The sequence below is a fragment of the Pseudomonas sp. NPDC087358 genome, assembly GCF_044900785.1.
In the GTDB taxonomy this organism is placed as follows: domain Bacteria; phylum Pseudomonadota; class Gammaproteobacteria; order Pseudomonadales; family Pseudomonadaceae; genus Aquipseudomonas.
This window is the reverse complement of sequence record NZ_JBJDOA010000004.1, coordinates 596,769-612,843: the sequence shown is the minus strand read 5'-3', so window position 1 is coordinate 612,843 and position 16,075 is coordinate 596,769. Positions and strand designations below refer to the sequence as shown.

The 16,075-nt window shown below is 61.7% G+C and carries 14 protein-coding genes; 9 read left to right on the top strand and 5 right to left on the bottom strand.

Going from position 1 to position 16,075, the window contains the following annotated elements:
* The first annotated feature begins 53 nt into the window (after window positions 1-53).
* Window positions 54-1,397, top strand: coding sequence for an MFS transporter (locus ACI2KS_RS12810; RefSeq protein ID WP_404620647.1), 1,344 nt, complete (start codon window positions 54-56; stop codon window positions 1,395-1,397).
* On the opposite strand, the gene ACI2KS_RS12805 is transcribed toward ACI2KS_RS12810, so the two are convergent.
* On the bottom strand, window positions 1,364-2,578 hold the full coding sequence (locus ACI2KS_RS12805) for an MFS transporter (protein ID WP_404620645.1): 1,215 nt from the start codon (window positions 2,576-2,578) through the stop codon (window positions 1,364-1,366). The two genes, ACI2KS_RS12810 and ACI2KS_RS12805, sit on opposite strands and share 34 nt — an antisense overlap.
* Window positions 2,579-2,851: 273 nt before the next feature.
* Between ACI2KS_RS12805 and ggt the strand changes: the two genes are divergently transcribed.
* Entirely contained in the window at window positions 2,852-4,579 is a 1,728-nt protein-coding gene (ggt, locus tag ACI2KS_RS12800) for a gamma-glutamyltransferase (RefSeq protein WP_404620643.1), read from the top strand.
* 107 nt (window positions 4,580-4,686) lie between these two features.
* On the opposite strand, the gene ACI2KS_RS12795 is transcribed toward ggt, so the two are convergent.
* On the bottom strand, window positions 4,687-5,832 hold the full coding sequence (locus tag ACI2KS_RS12795) for a MalY/PatB family protein (protein WP_404620641.1): 1,146 nt from the start codon (window positions 5,830-5,832) through the stop codon (window positions 4,687-4,689).
* A gap of 191 nt (window positions 5,833-6,023) precedes the next feature.
* Between ACI2KS_RS12795 and ACI2KS_RS12790 the strand changes: the two genes are divergently transcribed.
* Window positions 6,024-6,641 (top strand): hypothetical protein, encoded by a 618-nt coding sequence (locus ACI2KS_RS12790; RefSeq protein WP_404620639.1) that lies wholly within the window; start codon window positions 6,024-6,026, stop codon window positions 6,639-6,641.
* Window positions 6,634-7,359 carry a hypothetical protein gene (locus ACI2KS_RS12785; protein WP_404620637.1) on the top strand — a complete coding sequence of 242 codons (726 nt, stop codon included), beginning with the start codon at window positions 6,634-6,636 and terminating at the stop codon, window positions 7,357-7,359. The genes ACI2KS_RS12790 and ACI2KS_RS12785 overlap by 8 nt, the downstream gene beginning before the upstream one ends.
* A 66-nt stretch (window positions 7,360-7,425) precedes the next feature.
* Here the strand turns inward: ACI2KS_RS12785 and ACI2KS_RS12780 are convergent, their stop codons facing one another.
* On the bottom strand, window positions 7,426-8,583 hold the full coding sequence (locus tag ACI2KS_RS12780) for an aminotransferase class V-fold PLP-dependent enzyme (protein WP_404620635.1): 1,158 nt from the start codon (window positions 8,581-8,583) through the stop codon (window positions 7,426-7,428).
* Window positions 8,584-8,794: 211 nt separating this feature from the next.
* On the opposite strand from ACI2KS_RS12780, the gene ACI2KS_RS12775 reads away from it, so the two are divergent.
* Window positions 8,795-9,256, top strand: a complete 462-nt coding sequence (locus ACI2KS_RS12775; RefSeq protein ID WP_404620633.1) for an Lrp/AsnC family transcriptional regulator — start codon at window positions 8,795-8,797, stop codon at window positions 9,254-9,256.
* Between the two features lie 170 nt (window positions 9,257-9,426).
* Here ACI2KS_RS12775 and pcsA read toward each other — a convergent pair whose 3' ends face one another.
* Window positions 9,427-10,146, bottom strand: a complete 720-nt coding sequence (gene pcsA, locus ACI2KS_RS12770; protein WP_404620631.1) for a phosphatidylcholine synthase — start codon at window positions 10,144-10,146, stop codon at window positions 9,427-9,429.
* Window positions 10,147-10,444: 298 nt separating this feature from the next.
* Here pcsA and ACI2KS_RS12765 point away from each other — a divergent pair, with 298 nt between their 5' ends.
* The 4 genes from ACI2KS_RS12765 (at window position 10,445) to ACI2KS_RS12750 (ending at window position 14,820) form a co-directional block, all read left to right on the top strand.
* Entirely contained in the window at window positions 10,445-10,774 is a 330-nt protein-coding gene (locus tag ACI2KS_RS12765; RefSeq protein ID WP_404620629.1) for a hypothetical protein, read from the top strand.
* 171 nt (window positions 10,775-10,945) lie between these two features.
* Entirely contained in the window at window positions 10,946-11,905 is a 960-nt protein-coding gene (locus tag ACI2KS_RS12760) for a GlxA family transcriptional regulator (protein WP_404620627.1), read from the top strand.
* Between the two features lie 240 nt (window positions 11,906-12,145).
* Window positions 12,146-13,357, top strand: coding sequence for a M24 family metallopeptidase (locus tag ACI2KS_RS12755; protein WP_404620625.1), 1,212 nt, complete (start codon window positions 12,146-12,148; stop codon window positions 13,355-13,357).
* Between the two features lie 122 nt (window positions 13,358-13,479).
* Window positions 13,480-14,820, top strand: coding sequence for an MFS transporter (locus ACI2KS_RS12750; RefSeq protein ID WP_404620623.1), 1,341 nt, complete (start codon window positions 13,480-13,482; stop codon window positions 14,818-14,820).
* A gap of 123 nt (window positions 14,821-14,943) precedes the next feature.
* Here the strand turns inward: ACI2KS_RS12750 and ACI2KS_RS12745 are convergent, their stop codons facing one another.
* Window positions 14,944-15,960 (bottom strand): GlxA family transcriptional regulator, encoded by a 1,017-nt coding sequence (locus ACI2KS_RS12745; RefSeq protein ID WP_404620621.1) that lies wholly within the window; start codon window positions 15,958-15,960, stop codon window positions 14,944-14,946.
* Between the last annotated feature and the right edge of the window lie 115 nt (window positions 15,961-16,075).

The following is a 16,075-nucleotide window of genomic DNA, read 5'->3' as shown; positions in this document are numbered from 1 at the left end:
TCTGGTCTAGTTTCGGCTGGCATCCAGATACACACCTCCTGACGGGCATAACAATGACAATAAAAGCAGATACAGCCGCCGCAGCGGCTATCGAAAGCGCCATCGCCAAATGCCGATGGAAACTCCTGCCGTTCCTGGCCCTGATGTTCGCCCTGGCGATGATCGACCGCTCCAACGTCGGCTTCGCCAAGGCCGCGCTGCAGGCCGACCTGGGCCTGAGCAACGCAGCCTTTGCGCTGGGCGCGGGGATTTTCTTCATCGGCTACGCGATTTTCGAGGTGCCAAGCAACCTGATGCTGCATCGGGTCGGCGCCCGCGTCTGGCTGAGCCGGATCATGATCACCTGGGGCCTGGTCTCGGCGGCCATGATGTTTACCCACAGCGAGACCAGCTTCTATGTGCTGCGTTTTCTGCTCGGGGTCGCCGAAGCCGGCTTCTCGCCCGGCGTGATTCTTTATCTGACCTACTGGTTTCCCGCCCGCCGCCGTGGCCAGGCCATCGGCATCTACTACTTCGGCCTGCCGTTCGCGCTGATGCTCGGCAGCCCGCTGTCTGGCTGGCTGCTGGAAATGCACGGGGTGTTCAAGCTGACCAACTGGCAGTGGATGTTCCTGGTTGAAGGGCTGGCAGCGGTGGTGGTCGGCATCGTCGCGTTGTTCTACCTCAAGAGCAAACCGCAGGACGCCCACTGGCTGAGCGCCGAAGAGAAAGCTGCGCTCAGTGCCGAGTTGCTGGCCGAGGACAAGCAAAAGCTCGACCATGGCCCGCGCAACCTGCTGGGTATGGTGCGCAACCTGCGAGTGCTGAAGTTCGTGCTGATCTACTTCAGCGTGCAGGTCAGCGTCTACGGCGTGATCTTCTACCTGCCGACGCGCATCGCAGAGCTGCTTGGTACCACGGTGGGGCTGAAAGTCGGCATGCTGACTTCCATTCCATGGCTGTGCGCGGCGGTGGTGATGTTCTTCGTGACGCGCTATGCCGACCGCAGCGCGCGCCATCTGCCCATGGCCATGTGCATGCTGGGCATGGCCGCGCTGGGGATCGCCGCCTCGACCTTGCTCGCCAGCCTGCCGCTGGTGCTGCTGTCGTTCTGCTTCGCCGCCGCAGGCTTCGTGACCGTGCAACCGCTGTTCTGGACCTTGCCGACCGGCTATCTGGGCGGCGTCGCGGCCGCCGGGGGCATCGCCCTGATCGGCTCGCTGGGCAACATCGGCGGCTTCGTTGCGCCGATGCTCAAGGCCAACATGGAAATCTGGACTGCCGATCCGCGCGCAGGGATGCTGTCACTCTCGGCGGCAGGCGTGGTGGGCGTGATCCTGCTGTGGACCCTGCGCACCCGCAAACCCCTGCCGCCGGCCGCGATTCAAGCCGCTGCAGGCACCCTGGCGCGACGCTGATAGGCAAACCACACCAGCGCTGCGCCGAGCCCCGAGGCGGCGCCGATGCCCATGGCCCAGCGCGGGCCGAACAGATCGGCCACCCAGCCCACGATCGGTGCACCCACCGGGGTCCCGCCCAACGTGGTCGCCAGCAGAATCGCCATCACCCGACCGCGCATCATGGGTTCGGTCGACAGCTGCACCATGCTGTTGGCCGAGGTGGTGAAGGTCTGCGCCGAAATCCCCAGCACGAACAGCAGCAGGCCAAACAGCCAGAAGCTGCTGACCATCGCCGCCAGTAGAAAACACGTCCCGAACACCGCGCAGGCCCAGAACAGCAGCATCGGCGTAGGCCTGGCGCGGCGGGCCGAGAGCAGGGCGCCGGTGACCGAGCCCACCGCCATCAGTGAGGTCAGCAAGCCGTAATGCGTGGAGTCGGCGTTGAACACCCCGACGGCCATGGTCGAAATGAAGATTGGAAAATTAAGCGCAAAAGTGCCCATCAGAAACAGCATCAGCAAAATGGCTTTGAGATCCGGGCGCGCCCAGACATAGCGAAACCCTTCGACCAGCTGGCCCCGGGCGCGGGGAGGGCGCTGGTGCACATGCATCTGGGCGGTGCGCAGCCGGCACAGTGAAGCGATCATCACGGCGAAGGTCAGCACGTTGAGCAGAAACACCCAGCCATTGCCCACCAGCGGGATCAACAGCCCGGACACCGCCGGGCCAATCATCCGCGCGGCATTGAACGACAGTGAGTTCAACGCCACGGCGTTGCTCAGGTAGGACTCGTCCACCAGATCCGAGACAATGGTCTGCCGTGCCGGGGCATCAATGGCGGCCACGCAGCCGGAGATCAGTGCAAACAGGTAGACGTGCCATAACGCCACGTGTCCGGTGACGGTCAACAGGCCCAGGCCCAGCGCCGAGCAGGCGAAGCCCAGTTGCGTGGCGATCAGCAGTTTGCGCCGGTCAAACTGGTCGGCGGCGAAGCCACTGACGGGCAGCAGCAACAACATCGGCCCGAACTGCAAGGCCATGACGATGCCCAGGGCGGTGGCATTCTGTTCGGTCAGTTGCGTCAGCACCAGCCAGTCCTGGGCGGTGCGCTGCATCCAGGTGCCGATGTTGGAAACGATCCCGCCAAGGGACCAGATGCGGAAGTTGTAGACGGCCAGTGAGCGAAAGGTTCTGGCCATCAGTATTCACGTACGGCAAAGAGGGGCGTTCTCACCAGGGGCAGGCCTTGTCAGTGAATCGATGACGTCCGTTGTCTGCGCGCCCGACCTGGTCATCGAGACTGCTTTCATTCAGCGCGCAGTCCCAAGATTACCCGCATACGCACTTATCGTGAAATATCCTGAAATGTGACTGGTAAGTTCTGCGCTACGCGCTACTTTGGTGCAGTAGCAGATTGATCGCTGGCTGAATCGAAGCTGTTCCACATTCATAAGAAAAAAGAGAGTCGACCGATGAAGTACCAACCCCTGGCCAAGTCGCTGATCGCGACGGCGCTTACGCTTGCTTTCTCTACGTCATACGCCGCCTCCGTGGCGCCGGTCGCCGCCGAAAACGGCATGGTGGTCACCGCCCAGCATCTGGCGACACACGTTGGCGTGGACGTGCTCAGGTCCGGCGGCAACGCGGTGGATGCCGCAGTTGCCGTGGGCTATGCACTGGCGGTCGTCTACCCGGCGGCGGGCAACCTGGGCGGTGGTGGGTTCATGACCATCCAGCTGGCCGATGGTCGCAAGACCTTTCTGGACTTTCGCGAAAAGGCGCCGCAAGCGGCCACCGCCGACATGTACCTGGACAAGGATGGCAACGTTGTCCCTGACCTGAGTTCCAAGGGCCATCTGGCGGTGGGCGTACCCGGCACGGTGTCCGGCATGGAGATGGCGCTGAGCAAATACGGCAGCAAGAAACGCGCGCAGGTCATGGCACCGGCAATCAAGCTGGCCGAGAACGGCTTTGCCCTGGAACAGGGGGATGTCGACCTGCTGCACACTGCCACCGACGAGTTCAAGGCCGACGCCAAGGATCTGGGCACGATCTTCCTCAACAAGGGACAACCGTTGCAGGTCGGTGACAAGCTCGTACAGAAAGACCTGGCCAGGACGCTCAAGGAAATCTCCGCCAAGGGCAGCGACGGGTTCTACAAGGGCTGGGTGGCCAAGTCCATCGTCGATTCGAGCAAGGCCGGCAAGGGCATCATCGTCCAGGCCGATCTGGATAAGTACAAGACCCGCGAGCTGGCGCCTGTCGAGTGTGACTACCGCGGCTATCACGTGGTCTCGGCACCGCCTCCAAGCTCCGGCGGGGTGGTCATCTGCGAGATCATGAACATCCTTGCAGGCTACCCGATGAAGGAACTGGGTTATCACTCGGCCCAGGGCATGCATTACCAGATCGAAGCGATGCGTCACGCCTACGTTGACCGCAACAGCTATCTCGGCGACCCGGACTTCGTGAAGAATCCGATCGAGCATCTGCTCAATCAGGACTACGCAACAAAACTGCGCGCCGCCATCGAGCCGCAGAAGGCCGGCGTGTCGCAGGACATCAAACCGGGCGTCGCGCCTCACGAAGGCAATAACACCACCCACTATTCCATCGTCGACAAGTGGGGTAACGCCGTCTCGGTCACCTACACCCTCAACGACTGGTTCGGTGCCGGTGTGATGGCGAGCAAGACCGGGGTCATCCTCAACGATGAAATGGACGACTTCACCTCCAAGGTCGGCGTCCCGAACATGTACGGCCTGATCCAGGGCGAAGCCAATGCCATCGCCCCGGGCAAGACGCCGCTGTCGTCGATGAGCCCGACCATCGTCACCAAGGATGGCAAAGCGGTGATGGTGGTGGGTACGCCAGGCGGCAGCCGGATCATCACCGCCACCTTGCTGACCATGCTCAACGTCATTGATTACGGGATGAACATCCAGGAGGCAGTCGATGCGCCACGCTTCCACCAGCAGTGGATGCCGGAGACTACCAACCTGGAAAACTTCGCAGTGAGTGCCGATACCCAGAAGATTCTGGAAAGCTGGGGTCACAAGTTTGCCGGTCCCCAGGATGCCAACCACCTGGCAGCGATCCTGGTCGGCGCGCCGTCACTGGGTGGCGAGCCGGTCGGCAAGAATCGGTTCTACGGCGCCAACGACCCGCGTCGCAACACCGGCTTGTCGCTGGGTTACTGAGGCATGACGATTGACCGGGGCACAGCTGTCTGCCCCGGTCGGTCTCGTCGCTGCGCCGGATGCTGCACCCCGGCGCTGCAGTCCTCGCCACTTCCAGCGATGGCGGGTCAGCCTCGCTTGGACAGACTGCGCTCCATGCGCGCCAACGCCTCTTCCAGCATGGGCCGCGGGCAGCCGAAGTTGAGGCGCACGAATTGCCCGCACGCCTCACCAAACTCAAGGCCGGCGCTCAGCGCTACCCTGGCTTCATCCAGAAAAAACCGCTGCGGGTCGGCAAGGCCCAGTGCCGAGCAATCCAGCCAGGCCAGATAGGTGCTTTGCGGCAGGTTCATGCGCACCCCGGGGAATCGGCGTTTGACGGCATCGGCGAGGTAGTCGCGGTTGTCTTGCAGGTACGCCATCACTTCGGCCAGCCACGGCGCGCCCTGACTATAAGCGGCCTGCGTGGCCTCAAGCCCCAAGGCATTGACGCTGTCGACCAGGCCCAGGCGCCCGGCATTGAAACGCTGACGTAGTTCGGCGTTGGGCACGATGGCAAATGCGCATTTCATGCCGGCGATGTTCCACGCCTTGCTTGCCGACATCAGCGTTACGCTGCGGGCGGCGATTTCCGGGCTCAGGGAGGCGATGGGCGTATGGCGACGACCGTCGAACAGAATGTCCGCGTGGATTTCATCTGAAATGATCAGCACATCGTGCTGCACGCAAGCCTGGCCGATGGCGCGCAACTCCTCAGGCTCGAACACCTTGCCCAGCGGATTGTGCGGATTGCTCAGCAACAGGGCGCGGGCCTTTGGCAGCGCCTGTTGCAGAGCAACGATGTCAGTGGCGTACTCGCCATTGGCGTGCGCCTGGAACGGCAGGTCGATGCGTGGCAGGTTCCAGTGCGCGGGGGCTGCCAGCAGCGGTGCGTAATTGGGTGTCTGCACCACGACGCCACTGCCAGCGGGCAACAACGCGTTGAGCGCCATGTTCACCCCGGGCTCGACGCCGGGCAGAAACACCAGGTCCTGCGGCTGGATGCTCCACCCGTAGCGCTCGGCCAGGTGCGCCACCAACGTCTGGCGCAGGCTTTGTTGGGCCGTGGAGTACCCCAGCAACGGATGTTCCAGACGTGTCTTGAGCGCTTGCATGATCGGCTCGGCCACTGGAAAGTCCATGTCTGCCACCCACATCGGCAGCACGTCTTCAGGGTACTGGCTCCACTTCTTGCTGCCGGTATTGAGGCGGTGGTAAACGCGGTTCAGGTCCATTGCGCTGTCGATCTCGAAAAATGCGATGGGCGATTGTGCCAGAGACTTGGAGGGCGAATCACTGGCTGCAGTCGCTGCCGACGAAGTAACCTCTACAGGTTACATTCAAAAAAGTAACCTTTTAAGGTTACATCCAGCGGATGTGCCCTATAGTGAACGTCACCCCTGCCATGGCTTCAAGGAATTGTTCGATGACCATCAAGGCTGTCTTGACCGGCGATCTCATGCATTCGCAGAGCGTGTCCGATACCCAGGCGTATCTGGACGGCTTGCAGACCGTGCTGACGACCCTGAACGCCCATTACCGGCTGAGCAGCGACACCTATCGTGGCGATGGCTTTCAGGTGGTGCCCACGCAGGCAGTGCAAGGATTCGAATGCGCACTGGCGATTCGCGCCGGCCTCATTGCCGCCAGCCCGGAAGGTGAGCGCTGGGATGCGCGTATCGCAATCGGCGTGGGACCCGCCACGGCCGGGCGAGATTACGGCGAAGCGTTCGTACTTTCCGGTCAGGGCCTGGATGGCATGAAAAAGCTCAGCCTTGGGCTATTCAGCAAGGACGCCTCGCTGCTGCGTGCAGCGCAACTGGTGACCGAGTTCGTTGCCGCCACGCTCGACAAGTGGACCGTGGTCGAGGCTCAGGCCTATTACGCGCATCTGCTGGGCACCGGCGATCAGCAGAGCATCGCCGAGAACCTGGGCAAGTCGCGGGTGGCGATCAACAAAGCCTTGCAACGGGGCCAGGCACGGCTGCTGGATCGCTACCTGGCCGCTTCGCGGGACTGGATGTCGGAGCTGGAGAATGCGTGATGCCTCGGTAATGCTGCTGATTCTGATCCTGCTCAACATGCTGTTGGATCATCTGTATTCTCGCTGGCGCGAGCGCGGTCATCGGCAGCTTGTCACCGCTACGGTGCTGATGGCCATCGCTCAAGGGGTGGCGGTCGGTGGGGTGATGTACGGGTTCGACCGGCGCCTGCTTGCCGCAATCTGTGCAACCATGGGTTTTGCCCTGTGCTGGGCGTTGATCCGCGGCCTCGTCGGCAAGTGGAGATCGGGATTCGCCTTCGTCCTGCAAGCGGCATTGCAGGTGGTCGCCCTGACGGCCATCTGGCTCAGCGCTGAAGGCTACTGGGGCTGGGCAGGGGAGTTGGGCAAGGGACTGTTCAGCGCGCATAACCTGCTGGTCCTGCTGGCCTATGTGCTGGTGTTGCGTCCGGCGTCGGCGCTGATCGGCGCGGTGCTGACCCCATTCGTGGAGGGCGTGAAGGAGAGCAGCAGGGATTCGTTGAAAAAAGCCGGCACCTGGATCGGCTATCTGGAACGAATGCTGATCCTGACCTTCGTCCTGCTGGAACAATGGGAAGCCATCGGCTTTCTACTCACGGCCAAAAGCATCCTGCGCTTCAACGACATCAAGGGTGCCGAACAGCGGCCGCTTAGCGAATACGTGCTGCTGGGCACCCTGGTGAGCTTCACCGTCAGTATTGCCGTCGGGCTGGCGGTGCTGAAATTATCTGGAAAGTAACCCCTGAAGGTTACTTTCCCTGAAGTCACCTGCAGAGGTTACTCAAGCGCGGTTCGGCAGACCAGATCACCAAAACGTGGCCGGCTGGCTGTTCAGGCGTGCGGCAATCACTGCGATGGCTTTCTCCACATCGGCGCCCTGTGTGTAGCGCCCCAGGCTCAGACGCAGGCTGCTGCCGGCCTGCGCCGGGGTCAATCCCAGTGCCAGCAGCACGTGGGACGCGCCGCTGCTGGCCGAGTTGCAGGCCGAGGTCGAAGACACCGCCAGCTCGCCGGACAGGCTCATGGCGTTGAAACCCGGCTTGTCGACGCAAATGTTGAGCGTGTGAGGAACGCGCTGTTGCAGGTCGCCGTTGAGGCTGACGCCTGGAAGCTGCAACAGGCCGTCACGCAGTTGCGCCGACAGCCGACCGATACGCTCGACCTCCTCAGTCATCTCGGCGCTGGCCAGTGCGTACGCCGCACCCATGCCGACGATCTGGTGAGTGGCCAGGGTGCCGGAACGAAAGCCCTGCTCATGACCTCCGCCGTGCATCTGCGCCTGCAGCAGGGGGCGTGCGCGCTCACCGACGTACAGCGCGCCGATGCCCTTCGGACCATAGGTCTTATGTGCTGAGAACGACATCAAATCCACCGCCAGCGCCTTGAGGTCGATGCTGACTTTGCCGGCGCCCTGTGCCGCGTCAACGTGCAAGAGCGCGCCATGCTCTCGGACCCGTTGGCCGATGCTGGCGATGTCGGTGAGTGTGCCCAGTTCGTTGTTGACCAGCATCAGCGACACCAGCAGCGTGTCTTCGCGCAATGCCTGGCTAACGGCCTGGGGCTGGATCAGGCCCTGACTGTCAGGCTCAAGCCAGGTCACTGGGAAGCCGGCTTGTTCCAGCTGGCGAACGGTGTCGATCACCGCCTTGTGCTCCAGGGTGCTGGTAATCAGGTGGCGGCGCTTGCCGTGGGCGCTTTGCGCGATGCCCTTGATCGCCAGATTGTTGGATTCGGTGGCGCCTGAGGTCCAGACCAGCCCGTCGGCGTCGCTGCCGATCAGTTCCGCGACCTGACGCCGCGCCAGTTCCACCGCCTGACGGGCCTGATTGCCGTAAGCGTGGGAGTTGGACGCGGGGTTACCGAAGGTGCCCTCACGACCCAGGCAAGTGACCATGGCCTGGATGACACGCTCATCGACAGGCGTGGTGGCTGCGTAATCGAAGTAACAGGGAAGGGTGCTCATGGGAAAATCCGCGCGGTCTGTGAATGCGGTAAATACTACAAGCGCGGCGCTGAAAAAAAATTGATTAATCGACGTCCCAGTGGGCCGTTTATAGATTTATTTTCTCCATCAACCGCGTTTTAAAGAATATGGTTTCGCGCAGTGAGCAATCCGGCATATCTTTATCGCTTCGGGCGATAACGCTCTTTAGTTCGGCACGGCAGTCAGCACCATGGACAAGTTCGATCAAGCGATCCTCAGCATTCTGCAGCACGACTGCACCCGCCCCATCGCCGAAATTGCCGACAGCATCGGCCTGGGCAGTACCGCCTGCTGGCGCCGGGTGCAGAAACTTGAAGAGCAGGGCATGATTCGCGGCCGCGTGGCGCTGCTCGATCCGGGACAGTTGAACGTCGCCGTGACTGTGTTCGCGGCCATTCGCACCAATCAGCACAACGCCCAATGGCTGGCCCGCTTTCACGACCAGATCGCGACCCTGCCCGAGGTGGTGGAGTGTTATCGCATGGCGGGCGATACCGACTACATGCTGCGTATCGTGGTGCCGGACATCGCAGGCTACGACGCGGTCTACAAAAAACTCATCCAGGTGTCCGGCATCACCGACATCAGCTCAAGCTTCGCCATGGAGCAGATCAAATCGACAACCCAGTTGCCGTTGAGCTACATCGCCTGACACAGGTCTTGCTGTGCCTGCCCGGCCACGGCGGGCCTGCTGTAGCAGTCCGGCTTGCCGGCGGTGGGTGACCAGAGGGCGATACCGCCAGCAAGCCGCGCTGTTGTGGAGCCGGCTTGCTGGCGAATGCGGTGGCTCGGTGACGAGGAGGGTGGGGTGCAGGGCGCGCTTCAGAAGCGCGCCTTGTCGATCCATTCGAGCGAGGTTCGCCAGATGCAGATGCCGAGGAAGTACGCCGACATTGCCAGCCACACGCTGAGCACCAGCGGGCTGTTGTACGGGTGATTGATCACCAGCAGGAAGCTGCACAGAAACCAGATGCTGGTCACTGCAATGTTGATCGGCATGAAGCGACGTACACGAAACGGGTGCAGGAACTTCATCCGGGTCACGGTCAGCAATGCCAGGCAGATCACGGTGATAAAGGTCAGCCACGGCGCAGGCGAGAGGATATAAACGCATAACGCGACCACGTTCCAGGCGGCCGGGAAGCCCTGGAAGTAGTTGTCCTTGCTTTTCATCTCGGTGTTGCAGAAGCAGAACAGCGACGACACCAGGATGATCGAGGTGGTCAGCAGCAGGGTGTATTCAGGCAGCGGGATGTACCGGTAGATGAACAGGGCAGGGATAAACACATAGGTGAGGTAGTCAATCACCAGATCCAGCACCGAACCGTCGAAATGCGGCAATACCGACTGCACATTGACCTTGCGTGCCAGCGAGCCGTCCACACCGTCCACGATCAGGGCGATGCCCAGCCACAACAGACAGGCCTTGGGCTGGTTATCGAACAAGGCAATGGTCGCCAGGAAAGCGAGGACGACGCCGGTGGCCGTGAAGCCATGGGCGCCCCATGCTTTGAGCCAGGCGATGCGTTGAATTGGGATCATGAACGGTCCTTCTGGAAATAAAGCCAGCCAGATCCACGCGCCCAAGCGGTGAATGGAGCTGGTCAGAGGTGCAACTATCGACCGGTCATCGGGCGATAAGGTTCACCGGCAACGCTCATCTTACAAGGTAGCAGGCGGCGTTGGCTTTGGTTACTCGATGAGTGCCTGACGCGCATCCTTGCCGGGGCATCGCGTGTCACTCGTCGCCTGAGCGCGAAAGCAGGCCTTTTGCTGGCCCCCGGCGCATTGCAATGACGGCAGAATCATCGCCCTATCAATCATTTAGGCAAGGATCTGCATGCAAACTATCAAGATTGTTCTGGTGTTCTGTGTACTGACGAGCACCTCGACTCTTACGTTTGCACGAGACCTGAGCAAGAACCAACGCGACCTTTGCACCTGGGGCGCAGGGATCGCCGGTACCGCGCAGCAGTACAAACTCGCCGGCCTGACCCTGTATGGCGCGCGCAATAAACTCCAGGCTCGACACTTTCCCCAGCAATGGATGCGCATGAGTGCCCTGGGTATCACCGAACAGACCTATGACAGCCCCTCGCGCATGCGCCCGGAAAACGTCAGACAGGTCTATTACGAAGGCTGTACGCGACACGAACTGGCGCGTCGGTAACGGTGCAGGCAGGGTTTGCCGGTCAACCCATGACCCAGGCTGTGCAACGTGGTGGCAGTGAACAATCGCAGGTCGAATCCAGACACCTGCGCCAGACCCGTTGCCCTGAGAATCGGACCATTAAAGGCCGCGCCCACAGGGCCTGGTAGGGTCTGCACGGGGAGAGGGAACATGCTGCAACTGACCGAGGCTCGCCGCCAGGCACCGACGGTGTTACGCATCGGCTTCTGGTTGACCGAGGCATTCGACTTCTATTCGCTGGCCAACGCGCTGGAACCGCTGCGTCTGGCCAATGAGACAGCGGGCCAAGCCGTTTGCCAATGGCAGATTCTCAGCCTTCACGGGCACCCACTCAAAGCCAGCAACGGCATCAGCACCGCCACCGCGCCACTGCAACGGGCGCAACCGCTGGATGTGTTGATCCTCTGCGCCGCTGACGACCTGCAGGCCAGCGGCGATTGCGCAGAGGTGAGCCGACACCTGCAACACTGGGCGGCGCAACCCGTTGGCCTGGGAGCCTTGGGCAAAGCAGGCTGGCTGCTGGCCCGACTCGGGGAGCTGGACAACCTGAAATGCAGCCTGCCAGAACCCGATCCGTCATGGGCATTGGCCGGTTTCGCCAGGCTCAAGCCGGTGCCGGCCCCCTTCTGCATCGATGCCGGTCGCCTGACCTGCGTCGGCGCGCAGGCCGTGCAAGGGCTGATGCATCAATTGCTGGCGCAAACCCACGGACGCAGTCTGCTGCTGCGTATGACCCGGCACACCCGGCGCCGGACCCGGCCGATGCAATCGGTGCATACCGCGCCGGAGAAACTGCAGCAGACCTTGACCCTGATGAACCAGCATCTGGCCCGCACCCTGGGCATCGATGAACTGGCCGAACGCATGGGCGTCTCTCGCCGGCATCTGGAGCGGTTGTTCAAGAGCAAGCTGGGCTGCACGCCGTCCAGGCATTATCTGGACCTGCGACTGCAACAGGCGCGTCAGCTGTTGCAGGCCGGTAAGGGCTCGATGGTAGACATCGCGCAGGCATGCGGGTTTGTCTCGGTGCCGCACTTCTTTCGTTGCTACCGCCAGTATTTCGGTGCGCACCCCCGTGAAGAGCTGGCACCTGCGCAACCCTTGCTCTGACCTACTGCATTCTCCAATCCAGGTTTTGCTCAATGCCTTCGCCAAGCGGCTGTCAAAGCGTTTGCCGCAGGCATTTTGCATTCTGCGTGCGTCCGGCGTGGCAGCGTCTCGAGCACAGCGGATCTGGTCAACTACAGGTCGGATTCACGCAAAAAGCCACGCAATGCTTCTGTTCGAATGATCTCCAGCGGCCCGATGAAACGGCGCGCACTGTTGCTCAATCACTGAAGGATAGAAGACATGCAAATGCCGAAAACCATCCAGATCAAGAACGGCGAAAAGGTCAAACCCACGTTCTCGGTCGAGGAATTTGCCAATCGCCAATCCAGGTTGCGCGCCTATCTGGCACAGAACAATATCGATGCGGCGGTCTTCACCTCCTATCACAACATCAACTACTACAGCGACTTTCTGTATTGCTCGTTCGGTCGGCCCTATGCACTGGTGGTGACCCAGGACAGCGTGGTCTCGATCAGTGCCAACATCGACGGCGGTCAGCCATGGCGGCGCACGGCCGGGACCGAGAACATCGTCTACACCGACTGGCAGCGTGACAATTATTTCGTCGCCATCCAGCAAGCCTTGCCCAAGGCGGGACGCATCGGCGTGGAGTACGACCACCTGAACCTGCTCAACCGTGACAAGCTGGCCGCCCGTTACCCGCAGGCCGAACTGGTAGACATTGGCGCGCCGTGCATGCGCATGCGCATGATCAAATCCAGCGAAGAGCACGCCGTGATCCGTCAGGGCGCCCGAATCGCCGACGTGGGCGGCGCGGCGATCGTCGAAGCGCTGCGTGATCAGGTGCCTGAGTACGAAGTGGCGCTGCACGCCACCCAGGCGATGGTCCGCGAAATCGCCCGCACCTTCCCGGATTCGGAGCTGATGGACACCTGGACCTGGTTCCAGTCGGGCATCAATACCGATGGCGCACACAACCCGGTGACCTCGCGCAAGGTCAACAAGGGCGACATTCTGAGCCTGAACTGCTTTCCGATGATCGCCGGCTATTACACCGCCCTGGAACGCACGCTGTTTCTGGATCACTGCTCCGACGAGCACCTGCGCCTGTGGGAGGTCAACGTCAAAGTGCATGAGGCCGGTCTGAAGCTGATCAAACCAGGCATGCGCTGCTGCGACATTGCGCTGCAACTCAACGAGATATTCCTCGAACATGACTTGCTGCAGTACCGCACCTTTGGTTATGGCCACTCCTTCGGAACCTTGAGCCACTACTATGGCCGCGAGGCCGGGCTGGAACTGCGCGAAGACATCGACACGGTGCTTGAACCCGGCATGGTGGTGTCCATCGAACCGATGATCATGCTGCCCGAGGGGCTGCCGGGCGCAGGCGGCTATCGCGAGCACGACATCCTGATCGTCAATGAGCAGGGTGGCGAAAACATCACCAAATTCCCGTATGGCCCCGAACACAACATCATCAGAAAGTGACAAATAGCGCCGCACGGGCCCACCGTGCGGCGCTTTGCTTCCAACCTCTCGCATGCGTGCCCAGACGCGCAGCGTTTCCTGACTTTTCACCCTGCCAAGTACAACAATAGAGGGTATCCGTCATGAGTATTCCAGCCACAAGCGTCCCTACCTCCATCGACGTCCAACGCGACCAGAGTGCCGAGCGCAAGGCATTGCGCCGCGCTGCCGGTGCCAGCTTCATGGGCAACTTCGTCGAGTGGTTCGACTATGCCGCCTACGGTTATCTGGCGACGATCATCGCCTCGACGTTTTTCCCGCAAACCGACAAGGCCACCGGGTTGCTGGCCACCTTTGCAGTGTTTGCCCTGTCGTTCATCGTGCGTCCATTGGGCGGACTGGTCTGGGGGCATTTCGGCGATACGTATGGCCGGCGCAGCGCCTTGTCGTGGTCGATCCTGATCATGTCGGTGTCGACGTTCTGCATCGGCATTCTGCCGACCTACAACTACATCGGCCTGTGGGCGCCGGCATTGCTGTTGCTGATCCGCCTGTTCCAGGGCTTCTCGGCATCGGGCGAGTACGCAGGGGCGGCTGCATTCCTGGCCGAATATGCACCGCCAGGCAAGCGCGGTCTGTACACCAGCATCGTGCCGGCCAGTACCGCTGCGGGGCTGTTGTTCGGCGCCTTGTTTGTCGCAGGCTTGCATGCGTGGCTCAGCGTCGAGGATCTGCACAGTTGGGGCTGGCGTCTGCCGTTTCTGCTGGCGGCGCCCTTCGGTCTGGTCGGGCGTTACATTCGCATGAGCCTGCAGGACACGCCCAAATTCCTGGAAATGGAACAGCGTCTGCAAGCAAAGGAGGGTGGCACCCAGGCACCGGTGCGTGAATTGCTGACAGTGCATCGGCGCAGCGTGCTCATCGGTATTGGCGTCACCTGCCTGAACGCGGTGGCGTTCTACCTGTTGCTCAGCTACATGCCCACCTACCTGTCCAGCGAAATGGGCATGAGCGAGCGCGATTCGTTTCTGGCGTCCACGGTGTCGCTGGCCACCTACATAGGGCTGATTTTTCTCATGGGCACGCTGTCCGATCGTTTCGGGCGTAAGACCATGCTGCTGATCGCATCGGTGTTGTTTCTGGGGCTGACCTTTCCGCTGTTCGGCCTGCTCGACCACCAGCCGTTGCTGGTGATACTGGCGATTCAGATCGTGTTCGGGGTGATGCTGGCCATGAACGACGGCACGCTGCCGTGCTTTCTCGCCGAGATATTTCCCACCCGCGTGCGATTCAGCGGTTTTGCCTTGAGCTTCAATCTGGCCAACGCGTTGTTTGGCGGCACCGCGCCGTTCATTGCCACCTGGTTGATTCAACTGACCGGCAACAAGATGGCCCCGGCCTGGTATCTGCTGGCAGCCGCGGCTGTGGCGTTGATCGCCATGCTGATGAGCCGGGAGACGGCGCACAAGGCGTTGCAGGATTGAGGGGGGAGCGGCTCTGCCCAACGGTAGAGCCGGTTCGCCTGCGGCGGGTCCCTCAGCCGAGGCGATTGGGGGTGTGCGGGCGAGCGCTGGTACTGCGTAGGCAGCAGCGCAGCCCCAGGTCGATCAATGCAATGAAGCCACCTGCTTACGCTCGCCGATGGGCGAGACACCGAAGAAGCGGCTGTAGCACTTGGAAAAATGCGCCGGTGAGATAAACCCGCAAGCCAGCGCGATATCCCGCACCTGCGACTCACTGCGCAACAGCAGTTGCCGGGCCCGGGACAGGCGCAGTTCCAGATAATACTGACTCGGGGTGCGCTGCAGGTGCTTGTGGAACAGGCGTTCCAGTTGCCGCACCGACACCTCGTTCAGGCTGGCCAGCTCTTCGAGACTGACCGGCTCTTCAAGATTGGCCTCCATGATCGCCACGATCTGGCTGAGCTTGGGTTGCGAGGTCCCCAGTTTCTGGCGCAAGGGCACGCGCTGGCGTTCCTGGGCGCCGCGAACCCGATCACACAGCAGCAATTCGGCCGCATGCGCGGCGATGTCCCGGCCACCCGGCTCTCGGGCGATCAATGCCAACGTCATGTCCATCGACGCCACACCGCCGGAGCAGGTGTAGCGGTCGCGATCGAGCTCGAACAGCTGGTTGGAAATGATGATCCCCGGAAAACGCTCCTTGAGTGCCTCGATGTCCTCCCAATGAATCGTGCAGCGATAGCCCTTGAGCAGGTCGGCCCGGGCCAGCAGATGGCTGCCGGTGCAGATCCCGCCCAGCGGCACCTGGTCGTGGGCCAGCCTGCGCAGCCAGTTGAGCAGCGGACGCGTGCTGTGGTTGGAGACGATAGGGTTGGAGCCGACCACGAACAGCATGTCCAGCTTCGGTGCATTGCCGATCGAATAGTCCGGCAGCACGCGCATGCCGTTGCTGGCGGCCACCGGCTCCAGGTCGGCGGCGATGATCAGCGTGCGAAACAGCGGTTTGCGCGCCGCCAGGTTGGCCATGCGCAAGGTTTCCACGGCGGAGGCGAAACCGATGGTGGTGAAGTTGGGAATGACCAGAAATCCGATGATTTTGGTGGGCTGCTGTTGATTGACCGAACTTCCCGCAGTGGGGATCGTCGCCTTTGGTTCCGCCATCAATACCGCTCCTCAGCTGCAACAGTGACGCGCGCTGCGTCATTCGCCGACATCGGCAACATCATTTGATTTCAGGGGGCTGGGCAAGATCTTACACCCGCAGCCCGTGCCACAG